We start from the raw sequence: 15,594 nt of genomic DNA, 5'->3' as shown, positions 1-15,594 counted from the left end.
ATCTCAGCCGCAGATGCCGATCTCGGTCGGGACTGCCGATCTCGGCCGTGACCGCTGGTCGCGGTGCGGGGCGGGTGGGCGCGGCGTCACCGGGGCACGACGAAGGGCGCCGACCGTGCGGTCGGCGCCCTTCGTGGCGGTGCGGGGAGCGTCAGAACGCGCGGGTGATCATCGCGCGCTTGACCTCCTGGATCGCCTTCGTGACCTCGATGCCGCGCGGGCAGGCCTCGGTGCAGTTGAAGGTCGTGCGGCAGCGCCACACGCCCTCCTTGTCGTTGAGGATCTCCAGGCGCTGCGTGGCGCCCTCGTCGCGGCTGTCGAAGATGAAGCGGTGCGCGTTGACGATGGCGGCGGGGCCGAAGTACTGGCCGTCGGTCCAGAACACCGGGCAGGACGACGTGCACGCGGCGCACAGGATGCACTTGGTGGTGTCGTCGAAGCGCTCGCGCTGCGCGGCGGACTGGAGACGCTCCTTGCTCGGCTCGTTCCCGGACGTGATGAGGAACGGCATGATCTCGCGGTAGGACGCGAAGAACGGTTCCATGTCCACGACGAGGTCCTTGACCACGGGCAGGCCCTTGATGGGCTCGACCGTGATCGGCTTGTCGGGGTTGACGTCCTTGAGGAGCGTCTTGCACGCGAGCCGGTTGCGGCCGTTGATGCGCATCGCGTCCGAGCCGCACACGCCGTGCGCGCACGAGCGGCGGAACGTCAGGGAGCCGTCGTGCTCCCACTTGATCTTGTGCAGGGCGTCGAGCACGCGGTCGGTGCCGTGCGCCTGGACGGTGAACTCGTCCCAGTACGCCTCCTCGCCGTGCTCCGACTCGGGGGAGTAGCGGCGGACGCGGAGCGTGACCTCGAACGAGGGGATCTCCCCGGCCTTGGGCTCGGCGGCCGGGCTCTCGAGTGTGGCAGTCATCAGTACTTCCGCTCCATGGGCTCGTACCGGGTCTGGGTGACGGGCTTGGAGCCCAGGGCGACCTTGTAGCCGTCGAACTGCTCGACGTGGTCGAAGTAGCCCGCGACGTGCCCGTCGGCGACGTCGCTGGCGGACGTCGGACGGCGGTAGGCCATCGTGTGCAGCATGTAGTTGGTGTCGTCGCGGTCCGGGAAGTCCTCGCGGTAGTGGCCGCCGCGGGACTCCTTGCGGTTGATCGCCGCGACCACGGTGACCTCGGCGATGTCGAGGAGGAACCCGAGCTCGATCGCCTCGAGGAGGTCGGTGTTGAACAGGCGGCCCTTGTCCTGCACCGACACGTTCTTGTAGCGCTTCTGCAGGTCGCGGATGTCCGCGAGGGCCTGGTTGAGCGACTCGCCCGTGCGGAACACCTGGGCGTTGGCGTCCATCGTCTCCTGGAGCGCCTTGCGGACGTCGGCGACGCGCTCGCCGTCGGGACGGTTGCGCATCTCCTCGAGCTGCGCGACGACGGCCGCGGCGGGGTTCTCCGGGAGCTCGCTGTACGACGCGGTCGCGGCGTAGGCGGCGGCCGTGCGGCCGGCGCGCTTGCCGAAGACGTTGATGTCGAGCAGCGAGTTGGTGCCGAGACGGTTGGAGCCGTGCACGCTGACGCACGCGACCTCACCGGCGGCGTAGAGGCCCTTGACGACGTTGTGGCTGTCGCGTAGCACTTCGGCGTCGACGTTCGTCGGGATGCCGCCCATCGCGTAGTGCGCCGTGGGGTACACGGGCACGGGCTCGGTGTACGGCTCGATCCCGAGGTAGGTCCGGGCGAACTCGGTGATGTCGGGGAGCTTGGCGTCGATGTGCGCGGGCTCGAGGTGCGTGAGGTCGAGCAGGACGTAGTCCTTGTTCGGCCCGGCGCCGCGGCCTTCGCGGACCTCGTTCGCCATGGACCGGGCGACGATGTCGCGCGGCGCGAGGTCCTTGATGGTGGGGGCGTAGCGCTCCATGAAGCGCTCGCCGTCCGCGTTGCGCAGGATGCCGCCCTCGCCGCGGGCGGCCTCCGACAGGAGGATGCCGAGGCCCGCGAGGCCGGTCGGGTGGAACTGGAAGAACTCCATGTCCTCGAGCGGCAGGCCGCGGCGGTAGGCCAGGGCCATGCCGTCGCCCGTGAGCGTGTGCGCGTTGGACGTCGTCTTGAAGATCTTGCCCGCGCCACCGGTGGCGAAGATGATCGCCTTCGCCTGGAAGACGTGGATCTCGCCCGAGGCGAGGTCGTAGGCGACGACGCCGGTCGCGGTGACCGTCTCGTCGTCGGGGATCTCGCCCGCGGAGAGGTCGTGGTCGGTGATGAGGTCGAGGACGTAGAACTCGTTGAAGAACTCGACGTCCTGCTTGACGCACTGCTGGTAGAGCGTCTGGAGGATCATGTGACCGGTGCGGTCCGCGGCGTAGCACGAGCGGCGCACCGCGGCCTCGCCGTGGTTGCGGGTGTGCCCGCCGAACCGGCGCTGGTCGATGCGGCCCTCGGGCGTGCGGTTGAACGGCAGGCCCATGCGCTCGAGGTCGAGGACGGCGTCGATGGCCTCCTTGGCCATGATCTCCGCGGCGTCCTGGTCGACGAGGTAGTCGCCGCCCTTGACCGTGTCGAACGTGTGCCACTCCCAGTTGTCCTCCTCCACGTTCGCGAGCGCGGCGCACATGCCGCCCTGCGCGGCGCCCGTGTGCGAGCGCGTGGGGTAGAGCTTGGAGATGACGGCCGTCCGGACCTTGCCGGACGACTCCAGCGCCGCGCGCATCCCGGCGCCGCCTGCGCCGACGATGACGACGTCGTACTGATGGGTTTGCATCGGGGTCGATGCCTCCTGGGAGAGAGCCGGGTGGAGCGAGAGGAAGACGGGGGCGTGCGGTGGTGCGGTGCTCAGGCCGTGCAGAACGACGCGAGGAGCTCGGCCGGGGCGTTCGCGGGGCAGGGCTCGAACGTGAAGATCACGAGCGTGCCCAGGACCGTGACGATCGTGAAGGCGAGGTACAGCGCGAGCTTGAGGACGAGGCGAGTGCCGTCACGCTCGGCGTAGTCGTTGATGATCGTGCGGACGCCGTTGGTGCCGTGGAACATGGCGAGCCACAGCATGAGCAGGTCCCAGATCTGCCAGAACGGCGAGGCCCACTTGCCGGCGACGAAGCCGAAGTCGATCGCGTGCACGCCCTCGCCGACCATGAGGTTGACGAAGAGGTGCCCGAAGATGAGGACGATCAGCACGACGCCGGAGGCGCGCATGAAGATCCAGCTGTACAGCTCGTAGTTGCTGCGCGTGGCCTTGCGGCGCTTGTACGGGTCGCGCGGGCTCGCGACCTCGACCGTGGGTGCGGCGGCCATCAGTGCCCCCCTCCGAAGACGTTCATCAGGTGGCGCGGCAGGAAGCCGGCCATCGTCACGACGAACAGGCCGACGACGACCCAGAGCATCGTGCGCTGGTACCGCGGGCCCTTGGACCAGAAGTCGACCAGGATGATGCGGATGCCGTTGAAGGCGTGGAAGACGATGGCCGCGACCAGGCCCGCCTCACCGATACCCATGATCGGCGTCTGGTACGTCCCGATGACGGCGTTGTACGCCTCGGGCGAGACCCGCACGAGCGCCGTGTCGAGCACGTGCACGAGCAGGAAGAAGAAGATGAGCACGCCGGTCACGCGGTGCGCGACCCACGACCACATGCCTTCGCGGCCGCGGTAGAGCGTGCCGGCTGGTGCACTGGGCACTTTGGGGGCCTCCTGTGGCGAGATCAGGGGGAGATGTCACGTTCCGGCCGTGGTCCGGAACTCCCTCAGTCCGGACCCCGGGACCGTCGTCGGCATCGGTCTCAGGGCTTCCACCATAGTGACATCGACGTCATGATGCGGACCGCCGGAGGCGGCGGAACGGCCCCGTGCCGTGGGTTTGTGACTGATCCCACAGCCCGCGGGGGAACTGCGGCCCTCACTATGCTGGCCCTCATGGCCTCTTCGCCGCACGACTCCTCCGGCCCGTCCGGGTCGCCGATCCCCGGCTTCTTCGCCGTCGTCCCTGCCGGAGGCGCCGGCACCCGGCTGTGGCCGCTCTCGCGGGCGGGCTCCCCGAAGTTCCTGCTCGACCTCACCGGCTCGGGGCGTTCCCTGCTCCAGGCGACGGTCGACCGGCTCGTCCCGCTCGCGGGGGAGCAGGGCGTCGTGCTCGTCACGGGCGACCGGCACGTCGCGGCGGCGCGCACGCAGCTCCCGGGCCTGCCGGCCGAGAACGTGCTGGCGGAGCCGTCGCCCCGGGACTCGATGGCGGCCATCGGGCTCGCCGCGGCGGTGCTCGAGGAGCGGCACGGCGACGTCGTCGTCGGCTCGTTCGCCGCGGACCAGGTGATCACGGGTCGTGCCGCCTTCGAGTCGTCGGTGCGCGAGGCGGTGGAGGCGGCGCGCGCCGGGTACGTGGTGACGATCGGCATCGCGGCGTCGCGGCCGTCGACGGCGTTCGGGTACGTGCACAGCGGCGCCCCGCTCGGCGTCGCGGGCGCGCCGAGCGCGCAGCACGTGCGCGGCTTCACGGAGAAGCCGGACGCCGCGACCGCGCAGCGCTACCTCGCGTCCGGGGAGTACCGGTGGAACGCCGGCATGTTCATCGTGCGCTCGTCCGTGCTCCTCGGGCACCTCGCGGACCAGCGTCCCGAGCTCCACGACGGCCTGCGCACGATCGCGGCCGCGTGGGACGGCCCCGACCGCGACCGCGTGCTCGCGGAGCGGTGGCCCGCGCTCGAGCGGATCGCGATCGACCACGCGGTGGCCGAGCCGGTCGCCGCGGTCGGGGGCGTCGCCGTCGTCCCCGGCACGTTCGGGTGGGACGACGTGGGCGACTTCAACTCCCTCGCCGCGCTCCTCCCGTCCGTCGACGGTGCCGGCTCCAAGGTGCTCGGCGACACGGGGCGCGTCGTGCGCCGCGAGAGCGCGGGCTCGGTCGTCGTGCCCGCGAGCGACCGGGTCGTGACGGTCCTCGGTCTCGACGACGTCGTCGTGGTCGACACCCCCGACGCGCTCCTCGTCACGACGCGGGCGCGCGCGCAGCAGGTGAAGTCGATGGTCGACACGGTGCGCGAGCTCGGGATGGACGAGCTCCTGTGAGCGCCGACGTGACCCTCGCCGCCCGCATCGGGGCCGCCGTCGCGCGCCACGTGGACGAGGTCGTGGCGATCCGCCGCGACATCCACGCCCACCCCGAGGTCTCGCGCGCCGAGACGCGCACCACGGCGCTGCTCGCCGACCGCCTGCGCGCGGCGGGACTCGAGCCGCGGCTCCTGCCGGGCACGGGGCTCGTGTGCGACGTCGGCCCGGAGCCGGGCACGACCGCCGCGGGCGTGCCCGACGGCGCGGCCGTCCCGGAGGGCCGCGTCGCCCTGCGTGCGGACATCGACGCGCTGCCGCTGCAGGACCGCTGCGGCCTCCCGTGGGCGTCGACCGTGCCCGGGGTCGCGCACGCGTGCGGCCACGACGTGCACACGGCCGTCGTGCTCGGTGCCGGGCTCGTGCTCGCGGACCTGCACGCGCAGGGCGAGCTGCGCCGCGGCGTGCGGCTCGTGCTCCAGCCCGCCGAGGAGGTCCAGCCGGGAGGGTCGCTCGACGTCCTCGCGGCCGGGGCGATGGACGGGGTCGACGAGATCTACGCCGTGCACTGCGACCCGAAGGTCGACGTGGGTCGCATCGGCACGCGGATCGGTCCGATCACGTCGGCGTCCGACGAGGTCTCCGTGACGATCGCCTCCCCGGGCGGCCACACGTCGCGACCGCACCTGACCGGCGACGTGGTGTACGCGCTGGGCCAGGTCATCACGCAGGTCCCCGCGGTGCTCGGCCGTCGGCTGGACCCGCGCTCGGGCGTGAACCTCACGTGGGGCGCCGTCCACGCGGGCTCCGCGCACAACGCCATCCCGAGCACCGGTACGGTCCGCGGCACCCTGCGCTGCCTGGACGTGCGCGCGTGGGAGTTCGCGGGGCAGGTGCTGCACGACGCGGTGGAGCAGGTCGTCGCGCCGTACGAGGTCGAGGTGACCGTGCACCACACGCGGGGCGTCCCGCCCGTCGAGAACGACGAGCGCTGCACCGGCCTGCTCGAGGCTGCCGCGCGCGACGTCCTGGGCCCGGACAGCGTCGTGCTCACCGAGCAGTCGCTCGGGGGCGAGGACTTCGCCTGGTACCTGACGAAGGTGCCCGGGGCGATGGCCCGCCTCGGCACGCGGACGCCGGGCGGGCGCAGCTACGACATCCACCAGGGCGACCTCCAGGTGGACGAGCGCGCGATCGGCCTGGGCATGCGGCTCCTCGCGCGCGTCGCCGCGGGCCAGGACGGGTGAACCGGTCCCGACCCGTGGACAGGGGTGTGTCACGCCTCAGACGCAAAGTGACGCTTGCATAACGAAGCGCCCGCGTTACCGGCAAGTAACGTGCTGGACCCCTCGGGCTGATTAGTCTTCGGTCCTATAGAGGCCGACGGACCGGTCCTCCCGTGCAACGGTGCTCGGGAGGGCCCAGGGGTCCTTCCCTGCGCGGCACTGCTACGAGAACGACAGGAGCTATCAGGTGAAGAGAGCGACTCAGGTCACCGCCCTCGCGGCGGTCGCCGCGCTCGCGCTGGCCGCGTGCGGCGCCGCGCCCGAGGACGACGAGACCACCGGCGGCGGCGACAGCACCGCGGGCGGCAACTCCGACTTCTCCGCGTGCATGGTCTCCGACGCCGGCGGGTTCGACGACCAGTCCTTCAACCAGTCGGGCTACGAGGGTCTCGAGAAGGCCAAGACGGAGCTCGGCATCACGACGCACGAGGTCGAGTCCCAGGCGGACACCGACTACGGCCCGAACATCGACAGCCTCGTCCAGCAGGGCTGCAACCTCATCATCGGCGTCGGCTTCCTCCTCGAGGACCCGATCCAGTCGGCGGCCGAGGCCAACACGGACGTGCACTTCGCCCTCATCGACTCGGCGTTCAGCAACCCGGGCGCCACGGCGGACGACCCGCCGGAGCCGGTCGAGATCGACAACGCGAAGCCGATCCTGTTCAACACCGCGGAGGCGGCGTTCCTCGCCGGCTACCTCGCGGCGGGCATGACGGAGACGGGCACGGTCGCCACGTTCGGCGGCATCCAGATCCCGTCGGTCGCCATCTTCATGGACGGCTACGTCGACGGCGTCGCGAAGTACAACGAGGACAACGGCACCGACGTCAAGGTCCTCGGCTGGGACAAGGAAGCGCAGACCGGCACGTTCACGGGCGACTTCGACAACCAGGCGAACGGCCAGAACGTCACGCAGGGCTTCATCGACCAGGGCGCGGACATCATCATGCCCGTCGCCGGCCCGGTCGGCCTCGGTGCCGCCGCGGCGGCCGAGAGCGGCGGCGCGAAGATCATCTGGGTCGACTCGGACGGCTTCCTCACGACGGACTACGGGAGCATCATCCTCACGTCCGTGATGAAGCAGATCGGCCCGGCGGTCTTCGACACCGTGAGCGAGTCGGCGGACGGCAACTTCACGAGCGAGCCGTACGTCGGCACGCTCGAGAACGAGGGCGTCGGCCTGGCGCCGTTCCACGACTTCGAGGACGCGGTCCCGGCCGAGCTGCAGGACCAGCTCGCCCAGTACCAGGAGCAGATCATCGCGGGCGACCTCGTCGTCGAGTCGCCGAACGCGCCGTGACGCGACGCTGAACCCGCCGGCCGCCCACGGGCGACCGGCACCGGTGGCCCGGGCCCAGCGCCCGGGCCACCGTCATGACGACGACGGTGTCGTCGGGGCCGCGACGACGCGCCGCGCTCCCGCGGGTGCGGTTCGATGGAGTACCTCGACGGGATCGAGGTCGACACCGCGGTACGACTGCGAAGCACGAGGAGAGGCAGACCGGTGAAGCTGGAGCTGCGAGGGATCACGAAGGTCTTCGGGTCCCTGGTCGCCAACGACCACATCGACCTGGTCATCGAGCCCGGCGAGATCCATGCCCTGCTCGGGGAGAACGGGGCGGGCAAGAGCACGCTCATGAACGTGCTGTACGGGCTGTACGACCCGGACGACGGGCAGATCCTCGTCGACGACGTGCCCGTGCAGTTCGCCGGCCCGGGCGACGCGATGGCCGCGGGCATCGGCATGGTGCACCAGCACTTCATGCTGGTCCCGGTGTTCACGGTCGCCGAGAACGTCGCGCTGGGGCACGAGCCCGTGAAGGGCGCGGGTCTCATCGACGCGCGGCGCGCGCGCCGCCTCGTCCAGGAGATCTCGGACCGGTTCGGGTTCGAGGTGAACCCGGACGCGATGGTCGAGGACATCCCCGTCGGCGTGCAGCAGCGCGTCGAGATCATCAAGGCCCTGTCGCGCGACGCGCGCGTCCTCATCCTCGACGAGCCGACCGCGGTCCTCACGCCGCAGGAGACGGACGAGCTCATCGCGATCATGCGCGAGCTCAAGGCGGCGGGGACGTCGATCGTCTTCATCACGCACAAGCTGCGCGAGGTGCGCGCCGTCGCCGACCGCATCACGGTCATCCGTCGCGGCAAGGTCGTCGGCACCGCCGACCCGAGCGCGAGCGAGACCGAGCTCGCGTCCCTCATGGTCGGCCGGTCCGTCTCCCTCGGGGTCGACAAGGCGCCCGCGGAGGACGGTGACACCACGTTCCACGTCGACGAGCTCACGGTCATGGACGACGCCGGCACGGCCGTCGTCGACCGCGTGAGCCTGGAGGTCGCGCGCGGCGAGATCCTCGTCGTCGCGGGGGTCCAGGGCAACGGCCAGACCGAGCTCACGGAGACGATCGTCGGACTGCGCAAGCCGGTCGCGGGCTCGATCCTGCTCGACGGCAAGGAGCTCGTGGGGCGCAGCGTGTCCCAGGTGCTCGAGGCGGGCGTGGGCTACGTGCCCGAGGACCGCAGCACCGACGGGATCATCGGGACGTTCTCCGTCGAGGAGAACCTCGTGCTCGACCTCGTGACGTCCGCGCCCTACTCGCGCGGCGGCGCGCTCGCGCGCGGCACGATCCGCGCGAACGCGGAGCAGCGCATCGGCGAGTTCGACGTGCGCACCCAGTCGGTCGAGACCCCGGCGGGCACGCTCTCCGGCGGCAACCAGCAGAAGGTCGTCCTCGCGCGCGAGATGTCGCGCCCGCTGCGCCTGTTCATCGCGTCGCAGCCGACGCGCGGCCTCGACGTCGGCTCGATCGAGTTCGTGCACCGGCGCATCGTGCAGGAGCGCGACAACGGCACCCCCGTGATCATCGTGTCGACGGAGCTCGACGAGGTGCTCGCCCTCGCCGACCGGATCGCCGTCATGTACCGCGGCCGCGTCGTCGGGGTCGTGCCCGGCGACACCGACCGCGACGTCCTCGGCCTCATGATGGCCGGGGTCCCGCTCGAGGAGGCTGTCGTGCAGGCCGCCGAGCACCACACGACCCTCGGCGAGGCGGACGCCGTCGCCGAGGACGCGCCGTCGGGCGCCGCGCAGGACGCGGCCGCCGCCCGCGAGGAGGAGATCCAGTGACCCAGCAGGCCACGCCCGACGACGCGTCGGCGCTCCCGCCGACGGCGGCACCGCCGAGCGATCCCCAGAAGCCGGAGGCGCCGGCCGGGCAGGGCGTCCTGCGCGAGATGCTCGAGAGCAGCTGGCTCGTCTCGCTGCTCGCGATCGTCGCCGCGCTGATCCTGGGCGGCGTCCTCATCGCGGCCGCCGACCCCGCGGTCCAGGAGGCGGCGTCCTACTTCTTCGCGCGCCCCTCGGACTTCTTCCAGGCCGTCTGGGACGCGGTGTTCGGCGCGTACGCCGCGCTCTTCCAGGGCGCGGTCCTCAACGTCGACGCGCCCGACGTCTCGCGGGCGCTGCGCCCCCTCACCGAGACGATGACGGTCGCGACGCCGCTCATCCTCGCGGGCCTCGGGCTCGGCATCGGCTTCCGCGCGGGCCTGTTCAACATCGGTGCGCAGGGCCAGATCATCCTCGGCGGCATCTTCGCCGGGTTCGTCGGCTGGACGTTCGCGCTCCCGCCGGGGCTGCACCTCCTGCTCGCCGTGCTGGGCGCCGCGCTCGGCGGGGCTCTGTGGGCGAGCATCGCGGGCGTGCTCAAGGCCCGCACGGGCGCCCACGAGGTGATCGTCACGATCATGCTCAACAACATCGCGATCTACCTCGTCGCGTACCTGCTCACGACGAAGCCGTTCCAGGCGCCGGGCAGCTCCAACCCGATCAGCCCGCGCATCCCGGGGAACGCGCAGTTCCCGCTGCTGCTGGGCGAGGGCTTCCGCCTCCACGCGGGGTTCGTCCTCGCGCTGCTCGTCGCGGTCGGCGTGTGGTGGCTCATGGAGCGCTCGACGCTCGGCTTCCGCTTCCGCGCCGTCGGCGAGAACCCGCACGCGGCCCGGACGGCAGGCATGTCGGTCCCGTGGACGACGGTGTGGGTCATGGCCATCGCGGGCGCGCTCGCGGGCCTCGCGGGCAGCGCGCAGGTCCTCGGCACGGAGCACGTCCTCACGGCCGGCGTCGCGGCGAGCTTCGGGTTCGACGCGATCACGGTGGCGCTGCTCGGGCGGTCCCGTCCGCTCGGGACGGTGCTCGCCGGCCTGCTGTTCGGCGCACTGCGCGCGGGCGGGTTCGTCATGCAGGCCCGCACGGGGACGCCGATCGACATCGTCCTCGTCGTGCAGTCGCTCATCGTGCTCTTCATCGCCGCGCCGCCGCTCGTGCGGGCGATCTTCCGCCTCCCGACCCCGGGCGGCCCGACGCGCGCCGAACGGCAGGCAGCCCGCCGCCGCGCGAAGGCCGTCCCGACCACGACGACCACCCAGGAGGCCGGAGCATGAGCACCGCGACCACCACCCCGGCACCGGCCGCCGCGCCGGAGCGCGCGGCCAAGCCCCTGCCGCCCATCAGCTGGAAGGCCCCGGTGGCGTACGGGGTGATCGGGCTGCTGGCCCTCGTCGTCTTCGCGCTGCTCCCCGCGGGCGGCCAGCAGACGACGTTCCGCCTCTCGACGGCGAAGGACTTCTTCCAGATCGAGCCGATCACGGTGAGCTCCACGGGGGCGGCGCTGTTCCTGTCGATCCTCGCGCTGCTCCTCGCCGGCCTGTCGTTCTGGGCCGCGCGCGACCGGCGCAAGGTCGGCGTGTGGCTGCCGATCGTGTACGGCGTCGCGATCGTCTTCGCGTTCCTCTCCTGGGCCGGGGCCGGGAAGTCGGCGATCCCGCTGACGGGCCTGCTCCAGGGCTCGCTCTTCCTCGCGGTCCCGCTCGTGTTCGGCGCGCTGTCCGGCGTGCTGTGCGAGCGCGTCGGCATCATCAACATCGCGATCGAGGGCCAGCTCCTCGCGGGGGCCTTCCTCGCCGCGGTCGTCGCCTCGCTCACGTCGTCGGCGTACGCCGGCCTCATCGCCGCGCCGATCGCGGGCGCGCTCGTGGGCGTGCTGCTCGTGATCTTCTCCGTGAAGTACTGGGTGAACCAGATCATCGTCGGCGTCGTGCTCAACGTGCTGGTCGTCGGCGTGACGAGCTACCTCTACTCGACGGTCCTCAGCGCGGACCCGGCGACGTGGAACTCGCGCAACCCGCTGCCCGTCATCGAGATCCCGGTGCTGTCGCAGATCCCGGTCGTCGGGCCGGTGCTGTTCCGCCAGACCCTCCTCGTGTACCTCATGTACGTGGTCGTGATCCTGCTGCAGGTCTTCCTGTTCCGCAGCCGCTGGGGCCTGCGCCTGCGCGCGGTCGGCGAGCACCCGAAGGCGGCCGACACCGTCGGCATCAAGGTCAACGCGACGCGCGTGCGCAACACGATCCTCGGCGGCGCGGTCGCCGGCCTCGGCGGCGCGTTCTTCACCGTCGCCGCGGGGCTCGCCTTCGGCAAGGAGATGACGGGCGGCAAGGGCTTCATCGCGCTCGCCGCGATGATCCTCGGGCGCTGGAACCCCGTCGGCGCGCTCGTCGCGGCGCTCCTGTTCGGGTTCTCGGACAACCTCCAGACGGTGCTCGGCATCGTCGGGACGCCGATCCCGAGCCAGATCATGCTCATGACGCCGTACGTCGTGACGATCTTCGCCGTCGCCGGCCTCGTCGGGCGCGTGCGCCCGCCGGCCGCCGAGGGCATCCCCTACGTCAAGTGAGGACGGCATGACGGACGTGCACGACGGCGGTACCCGGCCGGGCGGGGGGACGGACCCGGACGGGTCCGCCGCCGGGCCGGCCGTCGACTGGGACGCGCTGCGCACCGCGGCGCGCGACATCATGACCCGCGCCTACGCGCCGTACTCGGGCTTCCCCGTGGGCGCGGCCGCGCTCGTGGACGACGGCCGCGTCGTCGTCGGCTGCAACGTGGAGAACGCCGCGTACGGCGTGACGCTGTGCGCGGAGTGCTCGCTCGTGAGCTCGCTCGTCGGCTCGGGCGGCGGCCGCCTCGTCGCGTTCGCGTGCGTCGACAAGCACGGCGCGCCGCTCATGCCGTGCGGCCGGTGCCGCCAGCTCCTGTGGGAGCACGGGGGGCCCGACCTGCTGGTCGAGACGGTGCGTGGTATCAAGACGATGAGGGACGTGCTGCCCGACGCCTTCGGGCCCGAGGATCTGGAGGAGCGCTCGTGACCAGCGACGACGTGGCCACGCAGGACGGCATCGAGGACGACGGCGAGGACCGCGGCACCGAGGGGCCGGCGCCGGAGGCGTTCGACGCGGTCGACGTCATCCGGACCAAGCGCGACGGGGCGCGGCTCGCGCCCGAGCAGATCGACTGGGTGATCGACGCCTACACGCGCGGCGTGGTGGCCGAGGAGCAGATGGCCGCCCTCGCGATGGCGATCTACCTCAACGGCATGGACCGCGCCGAGATCGGCCGCTGGACGCAGGCGATGATCGCGTCGGGCGAGCGCATGGACTTCTCGGGGCTCTCGCGCCCGACGGCGGACAAGCACTCGACCGGGGGAGTCGGCGACAAGATCACGCTGCCCCTCGCGCCGCTCGTCGCGGTGTACGGCGTCGCGGTGCCGCAGCTCTCCGGCCGCGGCCTGGGCCACACGGGCGGCACGCTCGACAAGCTCGAGGCGATCCCCGGCTGGCGCGCGGCGCTGACCAACGCACAGATGATGAACGCGCTCGAGCACGTCGGCGCCGTGATCTGCCAGGCGGGCTCGGGCCTGGCGCCCGCGGACCGCCTCCTGTACGCGTTGCGCGACGTCACGGGCACGGTCGAGTCGATCCCGCTCATCGCGAGCTCCATCATGAGCAAGAAGATCGCGGAGGGCACGGGCGCGCTCGTGCTCGACGTCAAGGTCGGCTCGGGCGCCTTCATGAAGGAGCTCGGCTCGGCGCGCGAGCTCGCGCGCACGATGGTCGACCTCGGGACCGACGCCGGCGTGCGCACGGTCGCGCTGCTCACCGACATGTCGACCCCGCTCGGCCTCACCGCGGGCAACGCGCTCGAGGTGCGCGAGTCCGTCGAGGTGATGAAGGGCGAGGGGCCGCAGGACGTCGTCGACCTCACGGTCGCGCTCGCGCTCGAGATGCTCGCCGGGGCGGGCCGCCCGCAGGACGAGGACGACGTGCGCCACGCCCTCCTGGGCGGGCGCGCGCTCGACAAGTGGCGCGAGATGATCGCGGAGCAGGGCGGCGACTCGCGCGCCCCGCTGCCCGTCGCGCGCGAGCGCGAGCACGTCGTGGCCGACCGCGACGGGGTGCTCGAACGGCTCGACGCGTACGCCGTCGGGGTCGCCGCGTGGCGCCTCGGGGCAGGCCGGGCCCGCAAGGAGGACCCGGTGCAGGCGGGCGCGGGCGTCGAGCTGTTCGCCAAGCCCGGGGACACCGTCCGCAAGGGCCAGCACCTCATGACCCTGCACACCGACACCCCGGAGCGCTTCGAGCGCGCGGTGCAGGCCCTCGACGGCGCATGGTCCGTCGCGGAGCCCGGCACCGTGGTCGAGCGCGGCTCGGTCGTCCTGGACCGCGTCGACTGAGCGTGTCGGCCGACGAGCAGGGCCCACCTGAGCCGGCCGACACGCGCCGGCCGAGGTCGGTCTACGGCGTGGGGACCGAGCCCGACGCGCGGTTCAGCCTCGCCAACGAGCGCACCGCGCTCGCGTGGGTGCGCACCGGGCTGGGCCTGGTCGCGGGCGGCGTCGCGCTGACGTCGTTCGCGACGTTCGCGGGCATGGCGGGCCTGCTCGACGTCGTCGCGGGCGTCGCGTGCCTCGCCGGCGCCGGGTTCGCGGGCTACGCGCTCGTGTCGTGGCGCCGTAACGAGCGGGCCCTGCGGCTGCGGTGGCGCCTCCCGGCGCCGAGCGGCCTGCCGGTGCTCGTCGTCGGCGTCGTCGTGCTGGCACTGCTGCTCGCGGGCTACGCCGTCGGGGCGGCGACCGGAGGGTGAGCGTGCCGTCGGGGGAGCCCGGCGCCGTGCCGCCGCGGGACGAGGGGCTGCAGCCCGAGCGCACGGCGCTCGCGTGGCAGCGCACGGTGCTCGGGGTCGTGGTCGGTGCGCTCGTGCTCGCCGCCGCCGGGCTGCGCTCCGGCTCCGTGGTCACGGTGTGCGCGGCGGTCGCGGTGGCCGTGCTCGCGCTCGTCCCCGCGGTGCTGCGCCCGCCGACCGGCGGGCTCCCGCGTGACGGGCGGCTCCACTCGTGGTCGTTCCTCGTGCGCGTCGGCGGCCTCGTCGTCGTGCTCGCCCTCGTGGGCGCGGCCTGGGCGTTCGGCCGGGTCCTCGGCGGTGCCGCGTGAGGCGCGGGCCGGGGGCGCTGCGGGCGACCGACGTCGCGCGCCTCCTCCCGGCACGCACCCTGCCGCCGTCCCCGCCGCCCGGCGCCTACGCGCCCGACGCCGCGACCCCCCACCTGCTCGACCTCGCGCGCCGCGCAGGGCACCCCGAGCACCGCGTGCGCGCGCTCGCGACGACCCTCGACGGGCTGCGGCCCGCGGACCGGCGTGCCGTCGTCGACCCGCTGCGCCGGCTCGACGGACCTGGCGAAGGGCCCGCGGTCCGGCCGCTGGAGATCGCGGGCGCGCCCGCCCGCCAGACCGACGGGACGACGTGCGGCTCGGCCGTGCTGGGCCTCCTCGCCGCGGCCGGCGACCCGGTGCTCGCCCTGTGGCTCGCCACCGGGCTGCGCCCGGGGGACGCCGCGCGGCACGACCGGGCGGACGCTCGCGCCCGGGGCGGCGTCGAGCGGTTCCGGACGCTCCAGCAGGCGCTCAAGCGCCGCACGAACCGGCGCGCGCTCGGGCCGCTGCCGTGGCCCGCGGCGCTCGGGACGCCGCCCTGGGGCGCCGCCCGGACCGCACGCCACGCAGACGTGCGGTTCGTGGACCGGGTCGTCGCGGGGCCGGGCGCGGAGCGTGTCGTGGGCGCCGCGCTCGCGGCGGCGGCGCGCGGCCTGCCCGTGCCGCTCTTCACCGGGGGAGACCTCGCGCTCGGGCTCGCGACCGCCGTCCCGCGCCACGTCGTGCTCCTCACCGACGCCGACGCCGGGGCGGGATGGTGCCGGGTCTACGAGCCGTCGTCGGGAACGCTCCGCACCGTCGCGGCGGGCGCGCTCCTCGACGGTGCCCGGGTGCCCGCCGTGCGCCGCGCGCTCGGGGGCTGGCCGCACGTGTGCTGGGCGCTCCTGCCCGACGGCCGCGCTGGCGAGGGGGCGCGCCCGGCGGCAGGATGGGCGCAGCCGCCACGACCGTGGTGAG

At 72.9% G+C, this 15,594-nt stretch carries 15 protein-coding genes; 11 read left to right on the top strand and 4 right to left on the bottom strand.

The window, feature by feature from the left end; translation table 11 throughout:
* Positions 1–151: 151 nt before the first annotated feature.
* The 4 genes from RDI86_RS02640 to sdhC all read right to left on the bottom strand — a co-directional run bounded on the left by RDI86_RS02640 (position 152) and on the right by sdhC (position 3,664).
* Positions 152–919, bottom strand: a complete 768-nt coding sequence (locus RDI86_RS02640) for a succinate dehydrogenase iron-sulfur subunit (protein ID WP_034651163.1) — start codon at positions 917–919, stop codon at positions 152–154.
* A complete protein-coding gene (gene sdhA, locus RDI86_RS02635; RefSeq protein ID WP_076405240.1) occupies positions 919–2,751 on the bottom strand; it encodes a succinate dehydrogenase flavoprotein subunit in 1,833 nt (610 codons plus the stop codon). The genes RDI86_RS02640 and sdhA overlap by 1 nt, the downstream gene beginning before the upstream one ends.
* A gap of 71 nt (positions 2,752–2,822) precedes the next feature.
* On the bottom strand, positions 2,823–3,281 hold the full coding sequence (locus RDI86_RS02630; RefSeq protein ID WP_021481378.1) for a succinate dehydrogenase hydrophobic membrane anchor subunit: 459 nt from the start codon (positions 3,279–3,281) through the stop codon (positions 2,823–2,825).
* Entirely contained in the window at positions 3,281–3,664 is a 384-nt protein-coding gene (sdhC, locus tag RDI86_RS02625; RefSeq protein WP_021481379.1) for a succinate dehydrogenase, cytochrome b556 subunit, read from the bottom strand. Before sdhC ends, RDI86_RS02630 begins: the two co-directional genes overlap by 1 nt.
* A 234-nt stretch (positions 3,665–3,898) precedes the next feature.
* Here sdhC and RDI86_RS02620 point away from each other — a divergent pair, with 234 nt between their 5' ends.
* The 11 genes from RDI86_RS02620 to RDI86_RS02570 all read left to right on the top strand — a co-directional run bounded on the left by RDI86_RS02620 (position 3,899) and on the right by RDI86_RS02570 (position 15,593).
* Positions 3,899–5,047 carry a mannose-1-phosphate guanylyltransferase gene (locus RDI86_RS02620; RefSeq protein ID WP_308820624.1) on the top strand — a complete coding sequence of 383 codons (1,149 nt, stop codon included), beginning with the start codon at positions 3,899–3,901 and terminating at the stop codon, positions 5,045–5,047.
* On the top strand, positions 5,044–6,273 hold the full coding sequence (locus tag RDI86_RS02615; protein ID WP_076405241.1) for an amidohydrolase: 1,230 nt from the start codon (positions 5,044–5,046) through the stop codon (positions 6,271–6,273). Before RDI86_RS02620 ends, RDI86_RS02615 begins: the two co-directional genes overlap by 4 nt.
* A 226-nt stretch (positions 6,274–6,499) precedes the next feature.
* The gene (locus RDI86_RS02610; protein ID WP_061267648.1) at positions 6,500–7,612 is read left to right on the top strand and encodes a BMP family protein; all 1,113 of its coding nucleotides are present in this window, start codon (positions 6,500–6,502) and stop codon (positions 7,610–7,612) included.
* 204 nt (positions 7,613–7,816) lie between these two features.
* Positions 7,817–9,439 (top strand): ABC transporter ATP-binding protein, encoded by a 1,623-nt coding sequence (locus tag RDI86_RS02605; protein WP_061267649.1) that lies wholly within the window; start codon positions 7,817–7,819, stop codon positions 9,437–9,439.
* Entirely contained in the window at positions 9,436–10,752 is a 1,317-nt protein-coding gene (locus RDI86_RS02600) for an ABC transporter permease (RefSeq protein ID WP_076405246.1), read from the top strand. Before RDI86_RS02605 ends, RDI86_RS02600 begins: the two co-directional genes overlap by 4 nt.
* The gene (locus tag RDI86_RS02595) at positions 10,749–12,044 is read left to right on the top strand and encodes an ABC transporter permease (RefSeq protein ID WP_061267651.1); all 1,296 of its coding nucleotides are present in this window, start codon (positions 10,749–10,751) and stop codon (positions 12,042–12,044) included. The genes RDI86_RS02600 and RDI86_RS02595 overlap by 4 nt, the downstream gene beginning before the upstream one ends.
* Positions 12,045–12,051: 7 nt before the next feature.
* The gene (locus RDI86_RS02590) at positions 12,052–12,516 is read left to right on the top strand and encodes a cytidine deaminase (RefSeq protein WP_076405248.1); all 465 of its coding nucleotides are present in this window, start codon (positions 12,052–12,054) and stop codon (positions 12,514–12,516) included.
* A 29-nt stretch (positions 12,517–12,545) separates the two neighbouring features.
* Entirely contained in the window at positions 12,546–13,880 is a 1,335-nt protein-coding gene (locus RDI86_RS02585) for a thymidine phosphorylase (protein WP_061267697.1), read from the top strand.
* A 68-nt stretch (positions 13,881–13,948) separates the two neighbouring features.
* Entirely contained in the window at positions 13,949–14,290 is a 342-nt protein-coding gene (locus tag RDI86_RS02580; RefSeq protein WP_081599759.1) for a YidH family protein, read from the top strand.
* Positions 14,287–14,637 carry a DUF202 domain-containing protein gene (locus RDI86_RS02575; protein WP_076405250.1) on the top strand — a complete coding sequence of 117 codons (351 nt, stop codon included), beginning with the start codon at positions 14,287–14,289 and terminating at the stop codon, positions 14,635–14,637. Before RDI86_RS02580 ends, RDI86_RS02575 begins: the two co-directional genes overlap by 4 nt.
* Entirely contained in the window at positions 14,634–15,593 is a 960-nt protein-coding gene (locus RDI86_RS02570) for a hypothetical protein (RefSeq protein ID WP_009863297.1), read from the top strand. The genes RDI86_RS02575 and RDI86_RS02570 overlap by 4 nt, the downstream gene beginning before the upstream one ends.
* The last annotated feature ends 1 nt before the right edge of the window (position 15,594 follow it).

This window comes from Cellulosimicrobium sp. XJ-DQ-B-000 (assembly GCF_031119065.1).
In the GTDB taxonomy this organism is placed as follows: domain Bacteria; phylum Actinomycetota; class Actinomycetes; order Actinomycetales; family Cellulomonadaceae; genus Cellulosimicrobium; species Cellulosimicrobium funkei.
Note: the sequence above shows the minus strand (reverse complement) of the source record. Positions and strands in the feature narration are given on the sequence as shown.